The organism is Bacillus sp. BC08, from assembly GCF_054326875.1.
Genome location: NZ_JBTGPA010000031.1, coordinates 484,537 through 508,882 on the forward strand (window position 1 = coordinate 484,537; position 24,346 = coordinate 508,882).

Sequence of the window (24,346 nt, forward strand, 5' to 3'; positions counted from 1 at the left end):
CAATTATATACAATAAAAAATCCTCCTCTGGATTTCCAAAGGAGGGGTTTTTCACCTAATCTACGAAAGGCTAGTTATGAAATTTAAGCTACATGATTATATTTTTCTAAAAAGGGAATTCGTTTCGCTACGAGTGCATACATTTTGAAAACAAATTTTGCGATTGGTTCAAATATACGTTTTTTCTGCAACAATAAACTGCTTGTTACAATTGTTATTACAGCCGCACCTATTACATCTAAAGGAAAATGAACACCTACATACAAACGTGATATACAAACTAAACCCGCCCATAAAAGTGCAATATATCTTAACTTCTCTCCTCTAAGAACAAAGATGAATGCAATTGATAATACAAGTACAGAATGATCACTAACAAATGATGAGTTTTCTGCATGAGGTACTAATTGATTCACATCATATGATACAAAAGGACGTGGATGATAATATACTGCATGAATAAAAACATTTACTAGTAATGCAATTATTACTGAAAGTGTCGTATACAACACTGTATATTGTTTCCTTATCGCATTCTCTTTCTTTCCGTTATGAAACCATAAGATAAACATGAATAGAATAGCCACATATGCAGCACTATTTGTAATAGCAATCATTATCTTATCTAAGAGCGCAGATGTACCCGCTAAATTGTTTATCCATTGAAATACTGTGTAATTCACGTTACTCTCTCCTTATAATTTCTTATATTACTTGATTTACACAGTATACAACATTTACACATATTTAGATTTTTACTTTATTCATTGTACTATTTTTCATTTGACAATTATGTAACTATTTACATGAATTAAAGATATATAATATTAAAAAACCTTTTAAATTAAATGATTCACAAACAATAAGTGTATATATTACATAACATAACCATATAAAAAGATAGGTTATTAAATCATATTTTTATTCCATCCGTAGAGCGATATTACCAAACTGTTCTCCCTGTTCCATACGTTTTAATGCTTGAGTAGCCTCTTCTAACGAATAAACTTTATCCATAATTGGTTTAATCTTATCTATAAACGTAATCATTTCATCAAATTCCTCACGGCTACCCATAGATGTCCCCATAATATCGATTTGATTATAAAATAATGCCCGTAAAGGTAATTCAACTTTATCTCCTGAGCTTGCACCAAAATTAACAATTCTCCCATTTGGTTTTAATACATCAAAGTATTTTAAGAATGTTGCTGCTCCTATACTATCAATTATTAAATCTACTTTCTCTCCGCGTAAACTCTCTTCCCAATTTCCAGAACTATTAAAAGAAAAGTCTGCGCCATATGTTTCGGCAAACTTTCTTTTGTTCTCAACTCTTGAAGTAACACTGACTTTTGCGCCAATTGCTTTCGCAAATAACATGGCAAATGTCGCTACACCGCCACCTATTCCTGGAATTAAAACATGTTCATCGCACTTCAATTTACCCTTTGTAAAAAGCGCTCTATATGCAGTTAATGCCGATAAAGATAATACGCCAGACTCTTCCCAACTAAGATATGACGGTTTTGCAACTACATTTTCAGCTGGCACAATGACATATTCAGCAAACGTTCCATCTTTCGGTCCACCTAACACCTCTGGTAACTCTGGTACTTTGGCAATATTATCCCATCCAATGCTAGGATTTATAATAACCTCGTTATTTAATAAATGATTTGAAACGCCTGCTCCGATTTCTGTAACAATTCCTGAACCATCTGAGCCTATTACTAATGGCAGATCCAATTCTTTTCTATTGTTTATAATAAATAAATCCCTATGATTTAATCCTGCAGCTTTTAACTTTACTTTTACTTCACCAGCATTAGGGTTTATTTTAGATGACAATCTATATTCTAATCCTTCTACCCCTTTTTTATATTGATGTACAATAGCTTTCATTGCTTCATTCCCCCTTAATATTTTCAATGTACTAGATATATCGAAATAAATAAAAGAATTTGCCTCCAATAATTAGAAATAATGTATATCATTATGACAAAAGAAAAACCCCCTCCTTATAAATATCTTTGGAAGGGATTTTTAAATTTCTTCAAATAACAATCTTTAATTTTTTTGGGTTTTGGCCAATTCTAATATATTTTGAATAAACGGTGCTTTTGCATTTGTATATGAAGCACGATCAAAAGGATATGTAGCTGCAAGCTTCTCTTTTAATGCTCTATATTCAATTTGTGCCCATTTATGTTCTATAAGAAAATCACGAAATAAGATGTTATTCTTCCACTCCTCACTATTATAAATATAGACATGTAGATGATGTGTACCAGCTCTCCATTTGCCCTTTCTAAAAAAACGCCAATTAGGTGTTTCTTTTGGAACATATTCATATCCAATTTTTATTAGTGCTTCAATCCACTTTTCGGTAATTTGCAAATCTGTTACACCAACCATCATATCTATTAGCGGTTTCGCTCCTAATCCCTCTACGGATGTACTTCCTATATGTTCAATAGCAATATAATCTCCTCCGAGTAAAGAAATAAATTTCTCTTTTTCTATTACATACTCATCATGCCAGTCATTTTGATATGGTGTAATTACGATTTGTTGTTCCATTTTAGCCACCTTCTTATAATTATTTATTATTATATTTATAAAATTTCATGTGATTAACATAGGATTTTCACAGAATATGTCGAATACTGAAATATACAACTTAATTATAATAAATGTGAGGTATATTATGAAAGCTAATCCAGTTGAAATTCAGTTGAATCAATTAACATTCCAATTAAAAGAACATCATAATTTTGATTGGCTTACGAAATTAGGAACCGTATTTGCAATTTTTGACCAGCAAGATTCAGGTAATCTATCTTTCGGTGTAGAAAAAGATGGGCATAAGAAATTTATTAAATATGCAGGAGCAAATACAATTGCATATAACGGCAAAATCAGTGATGCTATTGATAAATTAAAAAATTCAGTTTCCCTATATGAGACATTAAAGCATGACTCACTTATAAAACTAATTGAACACTTTCCAGTTCACTCTGGATATGTATTAATTTTCGATTGGTTTGATGGCGAATGTCTCCATTCGCATTGGAGTTTTCCATCCCTTGAGAAATATAGAAATCCAAACTCTCCATTTTATAAATTTAAGCAATTATCAGTTATGGAACGAATTCAATCCTTAAATTCTATTTTTTCTTTCCATACATATGTCGAAAAGAAAAACTATGTAGCAATAGATTTTTATGACGGTAGTATTTTATATAATTTCCATACAAATGAAACGCTGATTTGTGATATAGATTTATACAATAAGAAACCCTATGTAAATACAATGGGACGACTATGGGGATCTTCACGTTTTATGTCCCCTGAGGAATTTCAGCTAAATGCTATGATTGATGAGAGAACAAATGTATTTAATATGGGGGCAATGGCTTTTGCGCTTTTAGGTGGTGAAAAAGATCGTTCCTTTATAAAATGGGAAGCAAGTAAGGAGTTATATGAGATAGCTTTTCGTGCTGTAAGTGAAAACCGTACGGAACGATATGCCTCAGTTGAAGAATTTTATGAGGAATGGTTAAACGTGTCAAATATTGAAAAGATATAAATCTATATTATAAAACAAATATATAGTTTATACTATAATTATGTATAATACATATGAAATAGAAATTAAAAATAATGAGGCAAATATTATGAACTTTGTTTATATTAATCAAAACGTACTAAATAATCTTCTTTATATTTTAAGTAGTATATTTATTTTCTATTTTATATATGATAGCGGGCGCTATTTAAAGAAATATAAAAAGCTACTTATTATCCTTTGTACGAGTATCCCTCTTATTTTATGTATGCGCTATCCGATCTATATGGATGAAAATTGTATTCATGATTTAAGACAAATACCAGTTATAGTTGGTACACTTTATGGTGGATTCCCTGTCGGTATAACATTGTTGGCTATTTTATTAATTACAAGAATTGCATTTTATGGATTTAGTATGTTAACCATACTCGTTTATGGCACAATGTTTATCATTACAGCATTCGCATCCGCAAAATTTAATAAGTATAATAGAAAAGTTAAAGTAGCTTATGGAATGTTTTTAACATTTTTTCTAGCAATATTTACAACTGTAATTGTATTAACTTTATCGGATTTTGAAGTGAATAATTTATACATTATTTATTTCATACTATTACCAACTTTTTTGATGTTGTTTGTCATTTATTTTAATGAAGTTTTAAAAGATGCAGTATGTATGCGATCGAAGTTAATTAAAATGGAAAAAATGGAGATAGTTAGCCAACTCGCTGCTAGTATATCGCACGAGGTAAGAAATCCCTTAACTGTCGTAAAAGGATTTACTCAACTTTTAAAAACACCAAATTTAACTCCAGAATCAAGAGACAAGTATATTGAACATATACTTGAAGAATTACACCGCGCCCAAGGCATTATTGATGATTATTTAACGTTTGCCAAACCTGCTTCAGAAAAATTAGATCATATTTCAGTAGAACAAGAGTTAAATCGAGTTATTAATATGATCTTGCCATTATGTAATATGAATACAATACATATTACAAAAGATTTTTCTATGGCGACAATTGTTGGTAATAAACAGCACTTTCAACAATGCTTTTTAAACTTAATAAAAAATGGTATTGAAGCAATGCCTAATGGTGGTACTTTAAATATCTCTTCAGCTATTAGTAATAATAAAGTTATCATACGAATTGAGGACAGTGGCATTGGTATGTCACAAGAGCAAATAAATCGATTTGGCGAACCATATTTTAGTACAAAAACGAAAGGTACAGGTTTAGGTACCATGGTTGCTGTTAAGATCATTGAAACGATGCAAGGTAGTTTAAAAATCCGAAGCGTTATTAATAAAGGTACAACTTTGACAATTACATTCCCAAAATGGAATACGAACTCATCTAAAAACAAATAAAAAAGGAGCATTTATGCTCCTTTTTTATTTGTTTCGATACATAAGTATCTTCTATGTTTTTTTAGTTTACATTTGTGGATACTAATTAGAAATTAGTATCCTCCGCCCCAGCAGCTGCATCCAACGATAATTAATAAAATAAATAACACAACTAATAAAGCGAAACCTCCACCAAAACCACAAGAACCACCGTAACTCATAATTTCTCCTCCTTTTGGTTTGAAAACTAATAGGTAGTTGATCATTTTAACTGGTTCGTATTATACATTATGTAAATATCCCTTTTTTGAGCATGTCTACAAAAAAATAAGTAAAAGCACTCATTTGAGAGTGCTTTAAAATGGATACCAAAAGGTTTGAAATACATGTAACTTTAAATATATTGCTACAATTAAAATAAAAACACCTACAAATAAAGCAATGAAATCCCTGCTTTTTGCTTTATTTGTATAAAACCACGTACGTTTATCCTTCTTTCCAAATCCTCTTAAATCCATTGCATTTGAAACTGTATCGATTCTCTCTAGTGAATGAATAATTAAAGGCCAGAAAATTAAGACACGGTTTTTCATACGAGTCCATAAACCTGCTTCTCCTTTTTCAAAAGCTATCCCTCTCGCCTCTTGAGCATGTTTAATAACTTTATATTCGGACTGAATATTAGGTATATAACGTAACGCAATTTTTATTGCATAGGTTATTTTATAATGAATTCGAAATTTACTTAAGCTACTTACAAATTCACTTGGATCAGTCGTATAAATAAAAATAAGTGTAAATGGTAATAACGTAAAATATTTTAATGAAAGTGTAGCCGCATAAAATAATGTTTCATAAGTAATTGTCGCATATCCGATTTGTAAAAACGAAGTATATGATTCAGTTAATTCAGACCCATGGGTTGGTGTAATAAATAAAATCATGACAGAATTTAATAAACTAAATGTAAATATTACACTAAAAACAATTAAAATTTTACGAAATGGAATTTTTGCAATTAGAAGTCCGATGCAGCCAATCATAAATACAATAAACAATATACGAAAATCAAAAAACAAAAAAGTAAGCGTCATACAAAAAATAAATAACAATAATTTCACTGCTCCATCCATACGATGAAAGTATGTACTATACAAGTTCCTCCCTCCTAGTAACCTCAAAATAAAGTTCTATAAACCTTTCAGGATAGGAAATCCCACTAAAGTTAACTAGCTTGAATAAAGAACTTTCCCTTAGGTTCGCTCTTTGCAGCGTTCTTGAATGACCTAATACGATAGACGCAGTATTATTTGCAATAATTTCCCCTTTATGTAAAACAATTGCTCTATCTGCGTATTCTAATGCGAGATTCATATCGTGTGTGATAAAAATAAAAGATATTCCCTTTGCGGCTAGTTTTTTAATAAACGACATAAACTGTTTATAATGATAATAATCTTGTCCCGCTGTCGGTTCATCTAAAATGATCAGTTTCGGATTTGTCATTAGTACAGATGCAATCGTTACTCTCTTTTTTTGTCCATAACTTAATGCCTGAATTGGCCAGTTTCGAAATGGATACAAACCACAAATTTTTAACGTCTCTTCCGCTCTAAGCTTAATTTCTTCCTTTGAAACCTTTTTTAGTTTTAATGTAAATGAAACCTCTTCTATAACAGTAGGTTGTGTAATCATGTGATTTGGATTTTGCATCACATAAGATAGGACTTCACCACGTTTACGAATAGACCAAGAATTAATATTTACTCCATCAAATAAAATCCTATCATTTTTTGTTTTGTTTATGCCTATAAGACTATGAGCTAATGTTGATTTTCCAGCGCCATTATGACCTAAAAGTGCTACAATTTCCCCTTCTTTTATTGAGAAATTTACATTGTCTAATACTTTTTGTTTATTAGGATAGGAGAACGATAAATTTTCTACTTTTAATAATTCTTTGTTGGTAGGAGTGCTTTTACAAAAAACTTGCTTCTCCATCCACTCATTTATTGCGCTACTTACACTGTCTCTTTGAAGATTTTCAAATGGATATATTCCAGCATTATTACTATCAAAAGGTAATCTCTTTAATCCTTCTATGTACATAGGTTCTCTTAAGCCGATAGATGGTAATATATTTGACGTTAAAATCTCTTCTGGAGTGCCTATCGTAACAATTTCCCCTTCATCCATTAAAATGATTTTATCTAAATCCAGATTTAACATTTCTTCTATACGATGTTCAATAATTACAATTGTTTTATTATATTGTCTATGTATATCTTTAATAAGTTCTATTGTATGTAAGCTACTTACTGGATCTAAATTCGCTAAAGGTTCATCAAATAATAATATATCGGCATTCGTTGTTAACAAACCTGCTAGAGAAACAGTTTGTTTTTGACCTCCTGATAATTCATGTGGACTTTGTTTATGAAAAGAATGCAGCTTTACCTTTTTTAATGAGTCTGAAACAATTTTTTTCATAGTGTTTTGATTTACACATTCATTTTCTAAATAAAATGCTACATCTTCTTCTACTGTAAGACCAATAAATTGAGCATCTTGATCTTGCAAAATTGTTCCTACCTGTTTACTCTGTTCAAAAATACTCCCTTTCCTTGGGTCTTTTCCGGCAATTAAAATATTTCCAGTGCTACTCCCCCCATAAGAAAACGGGATTAGCCCATTGATACAATGAGCTAACGTTGACTTCCCTGAACCACTACGTCCAGCAATTAATACTTTTTCCCCAGGATATATATGAAAAGTAATGTCTTTTACAGTAGACTGCGCCGCATGCTCATATTGAAAGCTAAATTGTTCAAAAGAAATAACTGGTTGCATGTTAACATCCCTACTTTTCAATTTTTAAATGTGTATGTTTCTTATTAGACTTAGCTAGACCTATTGTAATTGGTAACCCAAGTACTAAAAATACAATAACATCCGCAATTGTTGCTCCTAATACTTGTATAACAATTTTGTCAAACGGTTCTCCCATCACAATAATATCGAATGCACCAGCAAATGTAATAGCAATGACAATACCAAGTAACCCCGCAATAGCTAAATAAGAAATATTCCCCTTATTATACGTCCCGTTTTTCACACTAAAGCCAGCTCTTTTTTGAATGAGTCCCATTGCAAATCCGATAATACCTGAACTAATAACCCATCCCCACCAAATACCCCAACCAGCGATTGTATCCGTTACAGTATGACCGATAAGTCCTATTAATAGTCCTGCCACAGGGCCAAATAACGCTCCAAAAACAGTTAAAATAGCTAATGCAGGTTTAATAAATGTATTTGGTGCAATTGAAAATCCCCAAAGTCCTAATATCCCGTATAATGCTGCTCCAATTCCGATTGCCACTACTAACTTCGTTGATAATTTGTTCATTACAATTCCCCTCTCATATTAGTCAACTTTAATTACTCTATATTTATTTTAAAAATGAATTATGCATCGACACTCCCTTTCTATACAACAAAAAATGACCTCTTATATAAGAGGTCATTTTCTTTCACGTTCAAGAATCCCCTTATCTTCCAAAAAACACATCGTGTCCTCTGCGGAATTAGCACCTTCCTATAAATGTACTTAGGGGTTGCTGAGGTTTCATAGGGCCGTTCCCTCCACCTCTCTGGATAAGTATTAATTTGTAATTCGTATTATGGCACTAAGAAGAATAAATTTCAATACTTTTCTGATTATTTTTATTTTTTGTTAAATGATACATTTAAATCATTGTATTCTTATCGGAATTATGAAATAATGAACTCACAATTGTTTCGGGAGGAATGTATGATGAAAGTAATTGGTTTAATTGGTGGACTAAGTTGGGAATCTACATCGTTATACTATAAACATATTAATACACTTACACTCTCTCAATACGATCAAAATGCAAAGCTTGTTTTATATAGCATGGATTTTGGTGAGGTAACTACTTTATTACAAAATCATCAATATGAAGAAGTGAAAAACGAATTAGTAACAGTTGCAAAAAAAGTTGAAAAGTCCGGGGCTGAATGTTTATTAATGTGTTCCAATACGGTCCATTTATTTGCTGAAGAAGTAGAACGGGAAATATCAATACCATTCCTTCACATCGGTGATGTAAGTGCTAAAGAAATAGTAGAACACAATATAAAACGTATTGGACTATTAGGAACGAGGCAAACGATGGAACAAGACTTCTACAAATCACGTCTAGCGAACTATAACATTGAGACAATCACCCCTATTAAAGAGGAGAGAGATTTTATTCATTATGTTATTTTAAATGAATTAAGTAAAGGGATTATTTCAGAATCATCAAAAGAAAAACTATTACAAATTACAAAATCATTAATTCAAAATGGTGCAGAAGGTATATTGCTAGGATGTACTGAAATTCCTTTGCTTATTTCTCAAAACGACCTTACTGTACCTGTTTTTGATACTGCTTTTATACATGCAAATACTGCTGTGCAGTTTGCAGGATAATAATATAAAAGCATAAAGGTTAAGCCTCTATGCTTTTATATTGTCCAAACTATTTATTTAAAAGAGATGTAATAACTTTGATTGCTTCTTTTGAACCACCACATTCTAAAAAACTATCATTCAGTTTTCGTATACCATGTTTATACTTTTCATTTGAAAGAGCATCTATTACCGCTTCATTTAGAGTTTGCACATTAACATGCTCTTTCAATAATCTATGTGCTGCTTCCAGCTCAGTTAATCTTTGTGCTATCATTGGTTGGTCTTTATCATGTGGAATTATGACAAATGGGACATTAAAATAAATAGCATCGTGCACACTATTCATACCGCCATGTGTAATAAAAACATCTGCTTCATTTAATATTTCTGATTGGGGTACGTATGAAGCAATTATAAAATTGTCTGGCGCTTTCTTAATTTTAGAACGATCATTTCTATCACCAATTGCCATTATAACTATTCCATCAAAATCTGAGAAAGTATCAATGCAAGTATTAAAAAAAGGTTCGAGTCCTTCAAGCAGTGTTCCCATTGAAATATAAATAACTTTCTTATCTTTAAGTAATTCAAGTGGAAACTCTACATTTGTTTTACGCTTTGAAATACTCGGACCAATAAAAATGTTATTTTCTCCGAACGCGTCGCTATTAGGTTGAAAATAACGACTTGTGTAAACGAGAGAAATATCACCCTTATTATGCATAAATTGAAGATTATTTTTGGGCTTTACTCCAAATTCGTGTTCCATTTGATATAATAATTTTTCAGAAAGTTCATCAGGATGGAATTGTATTTCTGCATTTGGATGAAAAGGTAACGTCTCCAAAAATTCTGGAGGAATTAAAAATATAGGAGAAGAAACTACGCCTGGAATTTGTAAATACTCCTTTACTAACTCTCCAGCACCAAATATATCATAAATTACGAAATCAAAATTTATTCTTTCACATAATTGTTTTGTAATTTTTAATATATATAAAGAAGTTTGAACATGTACATGAAAGAAAGAATTCAGCCCAGATGAAGTTTCATTATCAATAGAAATCTCCTTTAATAAATCTGGATGGGTATATACAGTCGCTCCCAAATCTTCAATTCTGCCTCTAAAGCGTTCTGTTGTAATATAATGTACGTGATCACCCCGTTCAGTAAAGGTTTTGACTAAACTTAATGTAGGATTTACATGTCCTTCTGCTGGAAAATTAACCATCAAAATATTTAGCACTTATTTCTCACTCCTTACATTTAAATACTCTTATTAATCATACTGTAAATATTACCGCCAATCTTCACCTAATAGTCCTATTATGCTCGCTACTTTAAATTGATAAATAATTGTCAGTTAATAACATAAAAAAAGCATCTACATAAGTAGATGCCTAACTGTGATAAGGAGTGTTCTGTGAGGTTAGAATAAGCTTTTCAGCTTGTCCTATGCTATCAATATATGATTTATTTTATAAAACGTGAATAATTGATAGAATTATTTTACCCATTTTATTCGATTAAATAGATAACATACCATTTCTACTTTATCTATTATACTATTATTCCTCGTTTCTAATTTATTCCTATGAAAAAACGCCTCTAGTTCACATGATTGCTAGAGACGCTTCGTACATGTTAATTCTCTTTAGGATCATCTATTTTTGGCGATTCTCCACTTAAACGCTTGTTTTTCAATTCGAAATAAGCATCTAAAACTTCTTTTCCAATATCAGAGTTAATGCCAGATTTATCATTAATAACCCATGGTACAACTACAGAGAACGCTACTTCCGGATTATCATATGGCGCATATCCTGCTAACGTTAGATTATAACATTCCCTTCTCTCGCCCTTTTCATTTCTTCCAATATCACTTTCACCACCATAAACTGTCTGTGCTGTTCCTGTTTTACCTGCTGGTTTATATGATGCTTTTTGGAAAGCCCTTACCCCAGTTCCATCACCTTCTTGGAATACCCTTCTAAATCCTTCTTTTACTTGATTTATATATTCCTCTTTCATATCTATTTTATTTAAAACGATTGGCTCTACTGCATGTACCACTTTTCCAATTTCATCTTTTTGCGACGTTTGCTCTCTAACCTCTTGAACAATTTGCGGCTTCATTCGATATCCACCGTTTGCAATTGTTGAAATATACTGTACAAGTTGAAGTGGTGTATACGTGTCATACTGACCAATTGAGTAGTCTAATAAGAAACCAGGTTGGTTATCTTTTTTACCAATTTGTCCAGCTGTTTCATTTGGTAAATCAATGCCCGTCGGAACACCTAATCCAAATTGCCTAAAATAATACCTCATTTTATCAAAGTACTCCTGTTTAATATTTAATGAGCTATTTTTCACATAATCCACACCTGCAATTTTTAATGCTGTATGAAACATATAAACGTTTGAAGAAACTTGTAACGCTCTTAAATCATCAATATTTCCGAACTCTTTCCAAGACTTTTTTTCCTTAGTTCCTTTAAACTTCATTGGTGCATCATAAAAATAAGTACCTGGTGTTATAGCTTTCGTTTCAAATCCAGTTAAAACTGTCGCACCTTTCACTGTTGATCCAAGTTCGTATGAACTAGTCATTGTGCCTAATGCATAGTCTTCAACTTCTGTTTTTCCGTCTTTTTCTACAAGTCTTTTCCCAGCCATCGATAATACTTGTCCGTTTTTCGGATTCATCATTACAACAAAAGCACGATCCAACATCGATTCTGAACCTTTATATGCTTTTAATATTTTTTCAATACTTTCTTCTACTTTTTTCTGCAGCTCCATATCTATTGTTAAAGTTAAGTTCTTACCGCTTTTCCCCTCAGACACTGTTTCCGTTCTAATTGTACTACCTTTTTTATCAGCAACGCTTCTTACTTCTTTTTTTGCCCCATGCAGTACATCTTCGTATTGCTGCTCGATATAACTTTTTCCAACCCTGTCATTTCGGCTATAATCACGTACCAAGTAGTAATCTAATCGTTCACTCGGTAATCCTTCATCGGAATTAGAAACATTTCCAAGAATGGATCGGAACAATCCGTCATTTACATACACTCTCTCCCAATCAACCGATACATCTACACCTGGGAGATTCGCTAAACCTTCACTAATTATAGTAAATTCTTTTTCACTAACATCTTTTTTAATAATTTGAGGAGCCATTTGATAACCTGAAGTCATCTTACTTTTAATAGCTAACACTTTTATATCTGTATTTGCTAATTCCTGAAGATTTTTATCTGTAACTCGTTTTCTTTTTAACTCTTCTATTTTTTTATCTAGCTTCTTACCGCTAATATCCTTCTCTCTAAATGTATCTATTTCTTTTTTAGATACTAGATTTTCAGCCAGTTTCGGATTTAATTGCATCCAAAAATCTTTTTTATCTGTTTCAGTTAACTTAGCAATATCTTCTTGCGGCATTTCAATAATATCTGCAAGTTGTCTTGCAGTTTTTAATATATCTTCTGATTTTACACCTTTCATCTTTGTGTACGTGATCGTGCGTAAAGATTTATTATCAACAACCGGATTCCCTTCTCGATCAAATATTTTCCCGCGTGGGACGGAAAGACTCACAGTTGCATTCTCTCTCTTTTCTACTTCATTTTTATAAGTCTCTCCATCGAGAATTTGCACTTTCCCTAACTGTATAATCATTGCAGAAAATAATAAAAATACACAAAGAAATAAAATATTTAACCGCGTCGGTATTGCTCTACCACTTTTTTTCTCTTGCTTATTCACTTTGTCATAATCTCCTCCTTACAGTATTCCTCATAATAATAGAATCTATATATTAAAAGTAATGCACATTTTCTATACAGTACTTTATACAAATATTAATATATCGATAAAAACTAAATAGAATTTAAAACAAAGGTAAAGAAAAGGTAAAGTTTACTAAATTAAATATAAAAATACCCAATGAAAAAGTTTAGCTTTTTTTCATTGGGTATTTAATCATTTATTTAAGAATGAATGCTAGAACTCATCGATATACATCTATCGTCACAATTTGATAGATGTTCTTTACTCTGAATTTTCGGCAAGTAAATCGTTACTGTTGTCCCGACACCAACCTCACTCATAATACTTATATTTCCTTGATGACTTTCAATAATTTTATAACTTAACATTAATCCAATACCGGTACCTTTTTCTTTCGTACTATAAAAAGGCTCACCTAATCTCTTAATTCTTTCTTCAGGTATTCCTATTCCTTCATCAATTACATGAATAATGACACCATCATCGTTTATTTCTTTTATGTGGATTGTAATTTTCCCACCATTTGGCATAGCTTCGATAGAATTTTGCAAAATATTAATAAATACTTGTTTCAATTGATTTTCTGAGCATTCAATACTTATATCGTTGGATTCTGCATATAATTCGACTTGAATATTTGTCATAATTGCTTTTGTATTCATTAACGATACGACATTTTTATAAATTTGATAAATATTTTTTTGTTCTGTATTCACTTCATCTGTTTTAGCAATTGACAAAAACTCTTGGAGGATCGCTTCTATTCTTTCAATTTCCGAAAGCATTAGATCAAAATATTTTTCTTGATCCTCTTTATTAATTTGGAATAACTGTATAAACCCTTTAATGACAGTTAATGGATTCCGCACTTCATGAGCTACACCCGCCGCTAATTGACCGATTGCTGCAAGTGTGTCTGATTTATTTAGTAATTCTTCTGTCTTTTTCCGCTCTGTAATATCACGTACAATGATCATTATTTTATCATGTAATAATGGTAAGCATCTAGCTTCAAAGAAATCGATACCCCCATTAATTGTAAGTGGATATTCAACAATTACATTCGTTCCTTTTTCCTTCACCTGATGAATTGCTTCCTGAAACTGCTGTGCTACTGGAGATGGTAATACTTCGAAAAACTTTTTTCCCATAAAAGCTTCTGCCGGTACGTAAAATTTCGAAGGGGATCCTGCTTTATAATCTATAATTGTGCCATCATCTTCTGTTAAGAAACATAAATCTGGTAAAGCCTTAAAAATTAATTCCAATTCAGACGTTTGTTGTTTTAACTGCTCTTCTATCGCTTTTAAATGTGTAATATCTACACCGACAGCCCAGTAGCTATACCCTGTTACAGGAAACTGTTCTGATATATTGGACCACATGATTGTCTTGATTTCACCATTTTTACATGTTAAGTGCATTTCCCAATCCCTGAAATTTTTTCCGCAAGTTAAAAATTTCGTTTGTATTTGGTGACGATAATTATGATCTGGGTACAATAATTGAAGGGCATTTGGATTTCCTATTATTTCTTCAGCGGTATAACCTGTTACAATTTCACACTCCCGATTCCACAAAACAAAATCTCCATTATAATCAAGCGCATCAACCATAACAGGCATGTTTTGTAAAATCGTATGTAATTCCTCCTCTTTTCGAGAAAACAACGTTGTATTTTTACTTTGAAATACTTTTGTTGCTCCATCTATAATTAGATTTGAAAGCATTTCAAAGTATTTTTGGCAATTGTAAATTTCGCTTTTGTTGGACCATACTACAAAAGATCCTAAATGTTGATTGTATAAAAAAATGGGGATTTCAATTTTGGGAAGTTTACATATTTTCGTCTCATTTATTCCAAATGAAAATATACATTCTTTTTCAGCATCAAGAAGTTGATGTGATATGTTGGTTAATTTATAAAACTGTTCTGCCATGGTTTCTATTGTACTCACATCAATAAGTTCCATTAGCCGCGCATTCATTCCTTTTTCACCTCAATATGTAAAATTAATACAAATTCAAAATTTATACTTCTCCATTATACGAAGAATGTGCCTTTAGGTATATAGCTGTAGAATAATTATTCGAACAAATTTTATTTTTCAATTAAAAACAGAAAAGAATTCGCATGTAAAATGAACTGTTAATCCATTTGTATTTACTCACCTCATATATGGTATTGATATGAGAGTAATATACATCATCTTTAGTAGTATAAAAATACAAAAAAATATAAAGTTCATAAAATTTTCACAATTAACATGAAAAATATAAACATTTATTCCAATATATTCTATATAATAAAAAGTAATAAGGCTTCTATGAATCTCATAGAATACCTTACCCCTAATAAAAAGAAAAAAAGAATCTATTTGGATTCTTTTTTTCTTTTTATATTATATTACATTACATATTTATATAAAGCGTGTGCAACACCGTGTTCTTCATTTGATAAGGTTTCGTATTGACACATCGCTTTTATTTCTTCGACTGCGTTCCCCATTGCAATTGATATGTTTGCTTTTTCCATCATGGAAACATCATTTAGCCCGTCACCTATCGCTACAGTATTTTCAACCGGTATATTCAAATGTTCTGCTAAAGTATATAATCCATTTCCTTTTTGAGCATCTCGATGATTGATCTCTAAATTATGCCAATATGAAGATGTAATTGCTAAATCAGTATTATGCAGAAACGCTGCTTTTAACTTTTTTAATTTTTCTATGTCATAAGAAAATGGTAAAAGCTTATGCACATGTATATCAGTTTCTACAATTGGCTTACAACTTTCTGCACTATGAAATGCTGTATGTTCAAGATATAATGCTGCAATCGTTTCTAACTCTTTCAAATCAAAATTTTCTTTTGAATTCTTCACATATTCGATCTCATTACGCACACTCTCTACTCCATAATCTGGTACATATACACCTTTATTAGTATAGAGCTGATAATATAAGCCATTCTCTTCAAGATAGTCCACAATCTCAAGTGCCTGCATATTTTGAATTGGGTATCTTTTCATCATTTTATTATCTTTATATATAAGTGCACCATTTTCCGCAATAATTGGACACTCTAAATTAACTTCTAACAACAATCTTTCAATATCAACGATAGAACGCCCTGTACAAATTGTTACAACATGGCCAGCTTCCTGACATTTTCGAATTGCATCTGCATTCTCTTTACTAATCATTTTATTCCCCGAGAGAAGAGTTCCATCTAAATCAATTGCAATTAATTTCATTATTTCTTCACCACTTTCTATATATACACGAATTTATATTAAACGAAAGGTATCGTTTTCATACTGATTTCGTGAAGTACTCCTTATTTATAATTTATGAAAAGCGTTTCAGGTCAAGAAATAATTAAAAATAAAATCAAAAGCTTTTCTTTTTAAAGAAAAGCTTTTGATTTTAATCTATGAATTATAACTAATATATTTTGTCTCACTCATGTACACATTCTTTTCTTCAGTTGGGACATATATTTTAAACTTTTCTAAACGTTTTCCATAAATATGAATAGTGACAACGCTTTCACATTCTCCTATTTCAAGAATATGACAATCAGCTGGTGGAATGACTTTATCTGTTTCTCCTTCTCCCAAATAAAGATTTCCTGTATGTGTTAAATAAACAAGTGAATTTTCAAGCTGCTTAGTTTGTATAAAGTTTCGCACCATTATCCTTCCTGTAAAAACGCCTTCTACTCCCCATGTACCATCATGATCATGTAAAGGTGTAGATTGTCCATCTCTCCATACAAGAGCTAATACTTCAAAACGATTAAAAGGATCTTCATATAACAAGTGTCGTGCGTATTGTGCCGAATTCGCCTTCTGTTTTTCTAACGGAAGCCATGTTTTCTTTTCTAAAAGGTCTTCTAGTAATTTTTCAATCGCACAAACAATTTGATCTTCTAATAAATTACTATCCATTAAATCCGTTACAGCTTTAATAAACGTTTGAAACGTTTTACTTCCATTACACGTTAACATAAGCGTCCTCCTCCATTCTATTTCACACACCTCCATACTAAATAACCAACCAAAAATTTACAATTGAGAAATAAAAAACAAGGTACAGTAAATTTGTACCTTGCTGAACGATTTACCTAGTTTTCAACAGAATAGGTAAGGAATTTAACGTTTGTTCATTTTCCAATAGACAGTTTTCTAAATCGAACGATGGAGATAACTTTATTTTTTCAAAGGCATTTATGAAAGTTCTTAATGCAATCTCAGCTTCTAAACGTGCAAGCGGTGCCCCTAAGCAAAAATGAGCACCTTTACCAAATGTCAAATGCTTTTCATTTCCTATTCGGTGTATATTAAATTTAGAGGCTTGTGAAAACTTTTTCTCATCTGAATTTGCTGCACTTACCCATGCAATAATCATTTGATCCTTTTTCATAAAATGTCCAAATATATTTGTGTCCTCTGTAATTCTCCTAGCTAATGTAACGGGAAAACGATAGCGTAATACTTCCTCAATTGCTTTTGAAATTAATTTAGGTTCTTCTCTTAATTCTTTATATGTTCCAGGTGAATCCACTAAGAAACAATAAAAACTATTAATAATTAAATTAGTAGTTGTTTCATTACCTGCCGCTAATAAACCTAAAGAAAAAGTGACAATTTCTTCATCGGTCAATCGTTCACCTTCATATTTAGCTCGTATTAAATCCGAAATAATATCATCCGTTAAATGGTATCTCTTTTCTTGAACAATCGGAAAAAGATATGCTTTAAATTCATTTAGTGCCATTCCTTTTTCCGCATCCAGATCAGTAAACTTTTCTTTACTATACGGCATAAATAAAATATCAGACCATGCTTTAATTTTTTTACGGTCAGTTTTTGGCACTCCTAATAAATCGGATATGACGGTAACAGGTAAAGGGGAAGCAAACTCTTCAACGATATTAACCTCACTATATTTTCCAATATGTTGTACAAGTTCATTTGCGATAGACTGATATGTAAATATAATAAAAAACGAATGATTAATAGAAATATTCTACGCCACTCGTTTTTTATCGGACTTCTTTTTACTGTACTTTTATTTTCTTTATGAGTTATTAGAAAAATAATTGTCTATATAAGTCTTTATTTTTTCAAAATCCTTTTCCATAAATAAGATTGCTGGTACTTCAATTATTGGAAGATTATTTTCATTATCAAAAGGTGGACACGGTTTGGGAACTACCAAATAGTCAACTGAGTTTTTATCCCTAATATAATTAATCGAAACATCATAATACTTAGAAAAATATTCCTTCAAATCATCCTGATTCCTTAAAAATGGTAGAGAAAATATTGAACCATAATTTATACCAGCGTCGACAATTAATACAAAGCATATTTTTTTCATGATACACCCTCCTCGTATAATAATTTTTAAGTTAATAACTGTTCCTTGAAAATTAAATAGTTTTTATCTTCAAGAGCTACATCAAAAAAATGATGTATGGGTAAAATTTAGTCTTGGATAAGGTAACACTGATAAAAACAGGTTTCCTTTTTCTTTATATTCAATTAAATTATATCATTATTTTACATGAATTTTCAGACTTTGTTTTTTTATTTTATTGGTAAACTTATGCTGAGCATGAATTGGAGGGATATATATGATAGATTATAGAATAATTTCAAGAGAAAACTATTCAAATAAGATTGGAGAGCTTGTAACAATGCTTGAACATACAAGAAATGTTACATTGAGCGAAATCTCCAATTTAAACCAAAGTGATTTAGATTTCTTACCAAACGGTAGTTCAAACACTATTGGTTCTCTCTTATCACATATTGCAGCGATGGAGTTTGTTCATCAAGTTATCTCGTTTGAAAAAAGAGATTTAACTGAAAGTGAATGTCTAAAGTAGCGAATTTCTTTAGAATTTGGAGACAAAGCAAGGGAAGGAATAAAAAAGCAATCTTTAGATTATTATTTGAATGAATTATCACAAGTTAGAGAAAATACACTAACATATCTGAAATCAAAACAAGATAGCTGGTTATTCGAGGAAAACAAGTGGGATAATGATGTGCCTTATAATAATTACTACTTGTGGTTTCACGTTATGGAAGACGAAATTAATCATCATGGACAAATAAGAACAATTAAGCGATTGATGGGAATGAATAAATAAATCTTATTCAACCAAAGGGTGCTTTACTTGAGAAAGTCACTAGAAGAGTCAAATGATAACTATGAACTGCCCCCAATTGCTAGGTTTTGTTTAACAATTGGGGGCAGTTCATTTATAGCGCATAGGTAATCAGCTTTTTGTTAATCATGAGGTAGATATTTTTAACTAAAAAACCAATAATGGAAATATATTATAGCTTATGACCCGTTTTTACACGTATCTCGGCTGAACCCCATAATACACTGTATCCCGCTCTTCGGCGCTTCGAAAATATGGGGGCTATAATTAAACAAATACATAAACAAGTCGGAAAGCCGAATCGAAATATGTACGACATAACTGAAACAGGTGAAGAAATTTTTTCTGAAATGTTACGAGAGTTTCCCGAAAAACTCGCGACAAACAATGCAGAATTCCTTGTTCGTATCGTACTATTTGAAAAACTTGATTACGAATCTAGAAAAGAAATTTTAACAATACGCCAAACCGCACTACATAAACAGCTTACTGCTATTCAATCTTTACATGTTAGCTCATTTTTCATTACAGAAGTCATTGAATTTAGTAAATCACGTATTGAACATGAATTGCTCTGGATTACATCACTTATGAAGAAAATATGAAAAAATAAAAAGAAACGTTAAAAACTATGAATGAAAATGAGATTTATTATCAATACTATAATTAATAAAAGGGCAACCACGATTTGGCCACCCTTCAAAAAATTATATTTCTGGATCGAATGTTTTGCAATCTGTTTCTTCCGTAGTAGATGCTTGTTTCCCTTTATGACTTACTACATAAATTGCATCTGCACTACATTTATTGCCGTTTGCCCAAAATTTACAGTTATTTACTTCACATAAAACGTCTTGTGCCATAGTATCACACCTCCTTGTTCTATTATCATTCACAAAATTCGGAGGTATGATACTCTTTGTTATGCATTTTTATTCCCTTTTTAGCTTTCTTAAAGGTTCAATATCTCCTCGTACAATAGCGTCTATATTTGCAGTTATTTTTTCAATGTCAAAATGCCACCATTGAATTTGCAATAATTCTTCTATTATTGTATTTGTAAATCGTTCCTTTATTTTATTTGCAGGGTTTCCACCAACAATTGTATATGGTGCAACATCTCTAGTCACAACAGATTTAGCTGCAATGATTGCACCATCCCCTATTTTTATTCCAGGCATGATTGTTGCATCCATACCAATCCATACGTCGTTTCCTATAACTGTATCCCCTTTGTAGGGTAAATCAGACAAATTAGGTGTATACTTCTCCCACCCATTCCCAAATATATTAAATGGAAATGCCGAAAATCCATCCATCCGATGATTCGCTCCGTTCATAATAAAGGTAACTCCATTTGCAATACAACAAAACTTTCCAAGTATAAGGCGATCTCCAAGAAATTCATAATGATGTAATACTCGATCCTCAAATGTTTCTCCATCTTTCGCATCATAATATGAATAGTCTCCAATGAGTATATTAGCTTTTGTTATTGTATTTTTTATAAATTGGACATTTTGATTTCCTTCAATAGGGTACTTAACATTTGGATTAGGATTCATTTTGTACAACACTTCCTTTATCACTTATTTCATTTTCTATTGCTATTACTGGTTTTAAATTGTATATCGGTAAAATAAACAGTAATCCAATAATAAATAATAGAGCTGTGCCCTCATACATCGTACTTAATGAAAACATATCTTTTAACGAACCAGCAATACTCATTGTTACTACCATTGAACCGGTGAATAGTGGACTTAAAATACCATTTACACGACCAATAAAATCGGTATCACTATTTTGAATAATGAGCGTATTAATCCCTATTTGGATACAAGGAAGAGCTAACCCGCTAAAAAGTTGTGCTGTGAGTGTTACCCATAAATTTGTGGAATAACCTATAATACCTATACCGATTGCCTGACCAAGCATACCGATAATTAACATCTTTTGCGGAGCAACGTTCTTCGCAAATACCATCGCTAAAGCACCACCAACAATCATTCCTGCACCATTTACTGTTAGTAACCATTGTAAACTCTCTTTTGATAAACCTAACTGCTCCGTTACGATAAATATACCTAATGGCTGAATCAATCCTATACCTAGTCCTGCCGCCATAAAACAAAGCCCTAGCAAAGTTAATGCTTTTTTCTTTTTCACATATTTAATACCATCAAGCATCTCCTGTAGTAGCGTGATTTCTTTCTTCTCATTATCATTCTCAAGATCTTTCGGAAGGAATAACAACACAGCTGCTGCAAGTAAAAAAGCGATACCTGTTATGATAATTGAAATATAAATTCCAAAACTATGAAAAATAAATGTTCCAAGAATCGGCCCTAATACCATAAAAATCGCAAATATTGTTTGATATATAGACATCGCTAATTGGATCTGTTCCGCCGATAAATGCTGTTTAAACAATTTCATGCCAGATGGCTGAGAAAACTGTGAAAGGATTGCAGAAATAAGTGTGACAAAAAACACAATTTTCCACGTACCTAACATAAGTGTAATTAATACAGCAAATACTGAAATAGAACTTAACGTTTCACACCATATCATTGTCTTCTTCGGCTTCCACCTATCAGCAAAAGTTCCACCAATAAAAGAAAAAATAAAAATTGGAGCAAACTCTGCAACTGAAATCATCGAAATAGCAAAAGCATCACCTTTCGTCATTTCCATTACATACAGTAATACCGCAAAGTTTCGAACCCATATCCCTACTTGTAAAAATAATGCTGATGCTAAAATCCCTTGCACAAACCGATTTTTCAATACTTGTGATACCCCAGTATTTTGTTTCGTTTCTACATTTGTCGACATAAAAAAGCCCCCTATTTCATGTTCTGAACAGGAGGCAGCACAAATCATATAAAAAGACTATATATTCGCAGAGCGAAATACATCCCTTTTCTATAAATGTACAGACTAATCCTATTCAGAAGAATATTTCGTTTTTTAACGAAGATCTCTTAGAAATAGAATTAGTTGATCATTGGGATGTTTTCACCCTTCCGTTTCGAATTTAAATAATACATACATACTCTATGTAAATCATTTTCTATGTATGCATGTCTAAAAATAAATATTCTAGAATGTTAAAGGTAATTCCTCTAAAGAACGCATTAAATAATTACCTTGCCATTTAATATTTTCACGATTCCCTTTTATTTGTAGTTCAGGCATTCGTTTAAACAACGTAGTAATAGCAATCTTTGCTTCCAACCTAGCAAGTGGAGCGCCTAAGCAGAAATGGCTACCATGCCCAAAGGCAATATGACGATTATTCTCCCGAGTAATATCGAATACTTCTGGGTTTTCAAATACTGTTTCATCACGGTTTGCCGAAGCTAATGCAATGACAACCATATCTCCTTTTTCAATTGTTCGATCGTGAATTTGAAAGGGTTCATCTGCCCATCTTGAAGTTGTAACCTCAACCGGAGAATAATATCGTAATCCCTCCTCAATAGCTACATCAATTAATTTTGGGTTTTCTTTTAATAACTGTAATTGGTCCGGGTTTTCAAGAAGCGCTAATACCGTATTTGTAATTAAATTTACCGTTGTTTCGTGTCCCGCCACAATTAGTAACATTATCATTGAATATAGTTCCCGAGCGCTAAGTTTATGCCCTTCACTTTCTGCAAGTATTAAAGCACTCACTAAGTCCTCTTTTGGTTCTTGTCTTTTAACATCAACTAAATATTGGAGATATGTAATAAACTCAGATAGTTGCGTTTCGGTTTCTTTTATTTCTTCTGGCGTTTCTGGGTAAGCAATGACAGCATGAGACCAAATTCTAAATTTCGCCTGATCTTCTTTTGGAATGCCGAGCATTTCACTTATTACAATAATCGGTAAAGGGAACGAATAATCATCAACAAGATTTAATGAACCTTTGCGCTCGACTTCATTTAACAAATCATCTGCAACACCCTGTATTCTCCCTTCCAATTGCGTGATCATCTTCGGTGTAAAAGCTTTTTGTACAAGTGATCGTAAACGATTATGGTTAGGTGGATCTGAATTTAACATGTGTGTCGTTAAATAATCACTATTGTCAACAGTAAGAAAGACATTCAATGTATCTTGAGAAAATACATTGGCCGGATCTTTTTTTAAGCGATTATCTTTTAATAGTGGTAAAGCATCTTCATATCTTGTAATAAGCCATTCTGCACCTAATTCAGTTTTATTCACAAATAAGATAGGTTGCATTTTTCGAGATTCTTTATAAATTTCATATGCATCTTCTTTAAACTGAGCTGAAGCTAAATTAATGCCATCCTCTATTCTTAACCCAACTTTGTTTTTCATTGACATCGTATTCCCTCACTCTCATTTGTTTTTGAAAACCAACCAACATATGCATTATACTCTAATAAAAACGTGAAAATTGTAAATTTTTAATCAAAATCTTACTTCATATATTGAAAAATAAAAAAGTGAGGGAGTAAGATCTTTCTACTCTCTCACTTTTCTTTATGCGAAGCACATGAAATTACTAATTTGTTGATAGCGGTAGCTTACTTTACGACGACGACCACCTTGCCAAGTGTAACCTGATACACCGTTTCTTCTCACTTCAGTCGGAAAGAACCATAAGTCTCTTCCGAAAGGTCCTGGACGATGTAAACGTAAAAAGCCCCATCTTCCTAGACAGTTACACATCCATGATTTCATATTGCCTGGTTGTGCTGGAGAAGCAAATGTAGATGGTAACGATGGAGCTTGAGATGGTGGTGGTGACGTTGGAGCATCTTCCGCATCATCTGGTCTATAATCTTCTTGTTCCATATCTCTCACTTCATTTACAGGTTCATACCCGTAGTTTTGTGGATTATAATACATCCCTTGATCATATGGATAATTTTGCTGGTTATACATATTAACAAATCACCTACTTTTCATTCAGTACCTTTAACATTCATATGTGATA

The 24,346-nt window shown here is 31.9% G+C and carries 22 protein-coding genes, 2 pseudogenes and 1 riboswitch; of the genes and pseudogenes, 5 read left to right on the forward strand and 19 right to left on the reverse strand.

The genetic code is table 11. The annotated features are described in order from the left end of the window. Positions 1 to 83 precede the first annotated feature (83 nt). From ACXVYO_RS13175 to ACXVYO_RS13185, 3 genes are all read right to left on the reverse strand, one after another. Positions 84 to 683: an undecaprenyl-diphosphatase gene (locus tag ACXVYO_RS13175; RefSeq protein WP_458467366.1), complete on the reverse strand. Its 600-nt coding sequence runs from the start codon at positions 681 to 683 to the stop codon at positions 84 to 86. 238 nt (positions 684 to 921) lie between these two features. Beyond that, positions 922 to 1,905, reverse strand: coding sequence for a zinc-binding dehydrogenase (locus tag ACXVYO_RS13180; protein WP_458467367.1), 984 nt, complete (start codon positions 1,903 to 1,905; stop codon positions 922 to 924). 165 nt (positions 1,906 to 2,070) lie between these two features. Next, positions 2,071 to 2,583: a GrpB family protein gene (locus ACXVYO_RS13185; protein ID WP_458467368.1), complete on the reverse strand. Its 513-nt coding sequence runs from the start codon at positions 2,581 to 2,583 to the stop codon at positions 2,071 to 2,073. Positions 2,584 to 2,710: 127 nt separating this feature from the next. Here ACXVYO_RS13185 and ACXVYO_RS13190 point away from each other — a divergent pair, with 127 nt between their 5' ends. Beyond that, entirely contained in the window at positions 2,711 to 3,592 is an 882-nt protein-coding gene (locus ACXVYO_RS13190) for a serine/threonine protein kinase (RefSeq protein ID WP_458467369.1), read from the forward strand. A gap of 88 nt (positions 3,593 to 3,680) precedes the next feature. After that, positions 3,681 to 4,949: a LytS/YhcK type 5TM receptor domain-containing protein gene (locus ACXVYO_RS13195; RefSeq protein WP_458467370.1), complete on the forward strand. Its 1,269-nt coding sequence runs from the start codon at positions 3,681 to 3,683 to the stop codon at positions 4,947 to 4,949. Between the two features lie 92 nt (positions 4,950 to 5,041). Here ACXVYO_RS13195 and ACXVYO_RS13200 read toward each other — a convergent pair whose 3' ends face one another. From ACXVYO_RS13200 to ACXVYO_RS13215, 4 genes are all read right to left on the reverse strand, one after another. Then, positions 5,042 to 5,149: a YjcZ family sporulation protein gene (locus ACXVYO_RS13200; RefSeq protein ID WP_000120182.1), complete on the reverse strand. Its 108-nt coding sequence runs from the start codon at positions 5,147 to 5,149 to the stop codon at positions 5,042 to 5,044. Between the two features lie 135 nt (positions 5,150 to 5,284). Beyond that, positions 5,285 to 6,085, reverse strand: coding sequence for an energy-coupling factor transporter transmembrane component T family protein (locus ACXVYO_RS13205; RefSeq protein ID WP_458467371.1), 801 nt, complete (start codon positions 6,083 to 6,085; stop codon positions 5,285 to 5,287). Continuing rightward, complete coding sequence (locus tag ACXVYO_RS13210) at positions 6,078 to 7,778, reverse strand: ABC transporter ATP-binding protein (RefSeq protein WP_458467372.1); 1,701 nt, start codon at positions 7,776 to 7,778, stop codon at positions 6,078 to 6,080. The genes ACXVYO_RS13205 and ACXVYO_RS13210 overlap by 8 nt, the downstream gene beginning before the upstream one ends. A gap of 10 nt (positions 7,779 to 7,788) precedes the next feature. After that, positions 7,789 to 8,337 carry an ECF-type riboflavin transporter substrate-binding protein gene (locus ACXVYO_RS13215; protein ID WP_458467373.1) on the reverse strand — a complete coding sequence of 183 codons (549 nt, stop codon included), beginning with the start codon at positions 8,335 to 8,337 and terminating at the stop codon, positions 7,789 to 7,791. A 139-nt stretch (positions 8,338 to 8,476) separates the two neighbouring features. After that, a riboswitch (SAM riboswitch) is annotated at positions 8,477 to 8,592 on the reverse strand. Positions 8,593 to 8,742: 150 nt separating this feature from the next. Between ACXVYO_RS13215 and ACXVYO_RS13220 the strand changes: the two genes are divergently transcribed. Then, a complete protein-coding gene (locus tag ACXVYO_RS13220; RefSeq protein WP_458467374.1) occupies positions 8,743 to 9,426 on the forward strand; it encodes an aspartate/glutamate racemase family protein in 684 nt (227 codons plus the stop codon). Between the two features lie 49 nt (positions 9,427 to 9,475). Here the strand turns inward: ACXVYO_RS13220 and ACXVYO_RS13225 are convergent, their stop codons facing one another. From ACXVYO_RS13225 to ACXVYO_RS13255, 7 genes and pseudogenes are all read right to left on the reverse strand, one after another. Then, positions 9,476 to 10,654 carry a macrolide family glycosyltransferase gene (locus ACXVYO_RS13225; RefSeq protein WP_458467375.1) on the reverse strand — a complete coding sequence of 393 codons (1,179 nt, stop codon included), beginning with the start codon at positions 10,652 to 10,654 and terminating at the stop codon, positions 9,476 to 9,478. Between the two features lie 398 nt (positions 10,655 to 11,052). Beyond that, positions 11,053 to 13,179: a peptidoglycan D,D-transpeptidase FtsI family protein gene (locus tag ACXVYO_RS13230; protein ID WP_458467376.1), complete on the reverse strand. Its 2,127-nt coding sequence runs from the start codon at positions 13,177 to 13,179 to the stop codon at positions 11,053 to 11,055. A 224-nt stretch (positions 13,180 to 13,403) separates the two neighbouring features. Continuing rightward, on the reverse strand, positions 13,404 to 15,191 hold the full coding sequence (locus ACXVYO_RS13235; RefSeq protein WP_458467377.1) for an ATP-binding protein: 1,788 nt from the start codon (positions 15,189 to 15,191) through the stop codon (positions 13,404 to 13,406). Positions 15,192 to 15,610: 419 nt separating this feature from the next. Next, on the reverse strand, positions 15,611 to 16,462 hold the full coding sequence (locus ACXVYO_RS13240) for a Cof-type HAD-IIB family hydrolase (protein WP_458467378.1): 852 nt from the start codon (positions 16,460 to 16,462) through the stop codon (positions 15,611 to 15,613). A gap of 177 nt (positions 16,463 to 16,639) precedes the next feature. Beyond that, entirely contained in the window at positions 16,640 to 17,218 is a 579-nt protein-coding gene (locus tag ACXVYO_RS13245; RefSeq protein ID WP_458467379.1) for a cysteine dioxygenase, read from the reverse strand. Positions 17,219 to 17,330: 112 nt separating this feature from the next. Next, positions 17,331 to 18,197, reverse strand: a pseudogene (locus tag ACXVYO_RS13250) (cytochrome P450); the annotation flags it as partial. A 93-nt stretch (positions 18,198 to 18,290) separates the two neighbouring features. Then, positions 18,291 to 18,593 carry a hypothetical protein gene (locus ACXVYO_RS13255; protein WP_000717614.1) on the reverse strand — a complete coding sequence of 101 codons (303 nt, stop codon included), beginning with the start codon at positions 18,591 to 18,593 and terminating at the stop codon, positions 18,291 to 18,293. A 256-nt stretch (positions 18,594 to 18,849) separates the two neighbouring features. Here ACXVYO_RS13255 and ACXVYO_RS13260 point away from each other — a divergent pair. Together ACXVYO_RS13260 and ACXVYO_RS13265 are read left to right on the forward strand one after the other, a co-directional pair. Continuing rightward, a pseudogene (locus ACXVYO_RS13260) lies at positions 18,850 to 19,371 on the forward strand (DinB family protein). 218 nt (positions 19,372 to 19,589) lie between these two features. After that, complete coding sequence (locus ACXVYO_RS13265; protein ID WP_458467786.1) at positions 19,590 to 19,994, forward strand: PadR family transcriptional regulator; 405 nt, start codon at positions 19,590 to 19,592, stop codon at positions 19,992 to 19,994. A gap of 102 nt (positions 19,995 to 20,096) precedes the next feature. Here ACXVYO_RS13265 and ACXVYO_RS13270 read toward each other — a convergent pair whose 3' ends face one another. The 5 genes from ACXVYO_RS13270 to ACXVYO_RS13290 form a co-directional block, all read right to left on the reverse strand. Then, complete coding sequence (locus tag ACXVYO_RS13270) at positions 20,097 to 20,252, reverse strand: DUF1540 domain-containing protein (RefSeq protein ID WP_073515157.1); 156 nt, start codon at positions 20,250 to 20,252, stop codon at positions 20,097 to 20,099. Positions 20,253 to 20,321: 69 nt separating this feature from the next. After that, complete coding sequence (locus ACXVYO_RS13275) at positions 20,322 to 20,954, reverse strand: Vat family streptogramin A O-acetyltransferase (protein WP_458467380.1); 633 nt, start codon at positions 20,952 to 20,954, stop codon at positions 20,322 to 20,324. Then, positions 20,944 to 22,227: an MFS transporter gene (locus tag ACXVYO_RS13280; protein WP_458467381.1), complete on the reverse strand. Its 1,284-nt coding sequence runs from the start codon at positions 22,225 to 22,227 to the stop codon at positions 20,944 to 20,946. The genes ACXVYO_RS13275 and ACXVYO_RS13280 overlap by 11 nt, the downstream gene beginning before the upstream one ends. Positions 22,228 to 22,494: 267 nt before the next feature. Then, positions 22,495 to 23,730, reverse strand: coding sequence for a cytochrome P450 (gene cypA, locus ACXVYO_RS13285; protein WP_458467382.1), 1,236 nt, complete (start codon positions 23,728 to 23,730; stop codon positions 22,495 to 22,497). A gap of 159 nt (positions 23,731 to 23,889) precedes the next feature. Then, positions 23,890 to 24,294 (reverse strand): hypothetical protein, encoded by a 405-nt coding sequence (locus tag ACXVYO_RS13290; RefSeq protein WP_000282697.1) that lies wholly within the window; start codon positions 24,292 to 24,294, stop codon positions 23,890 to 23,892. Positions 24,295 to 24,346: the final 52 nt, after the last annotated feature.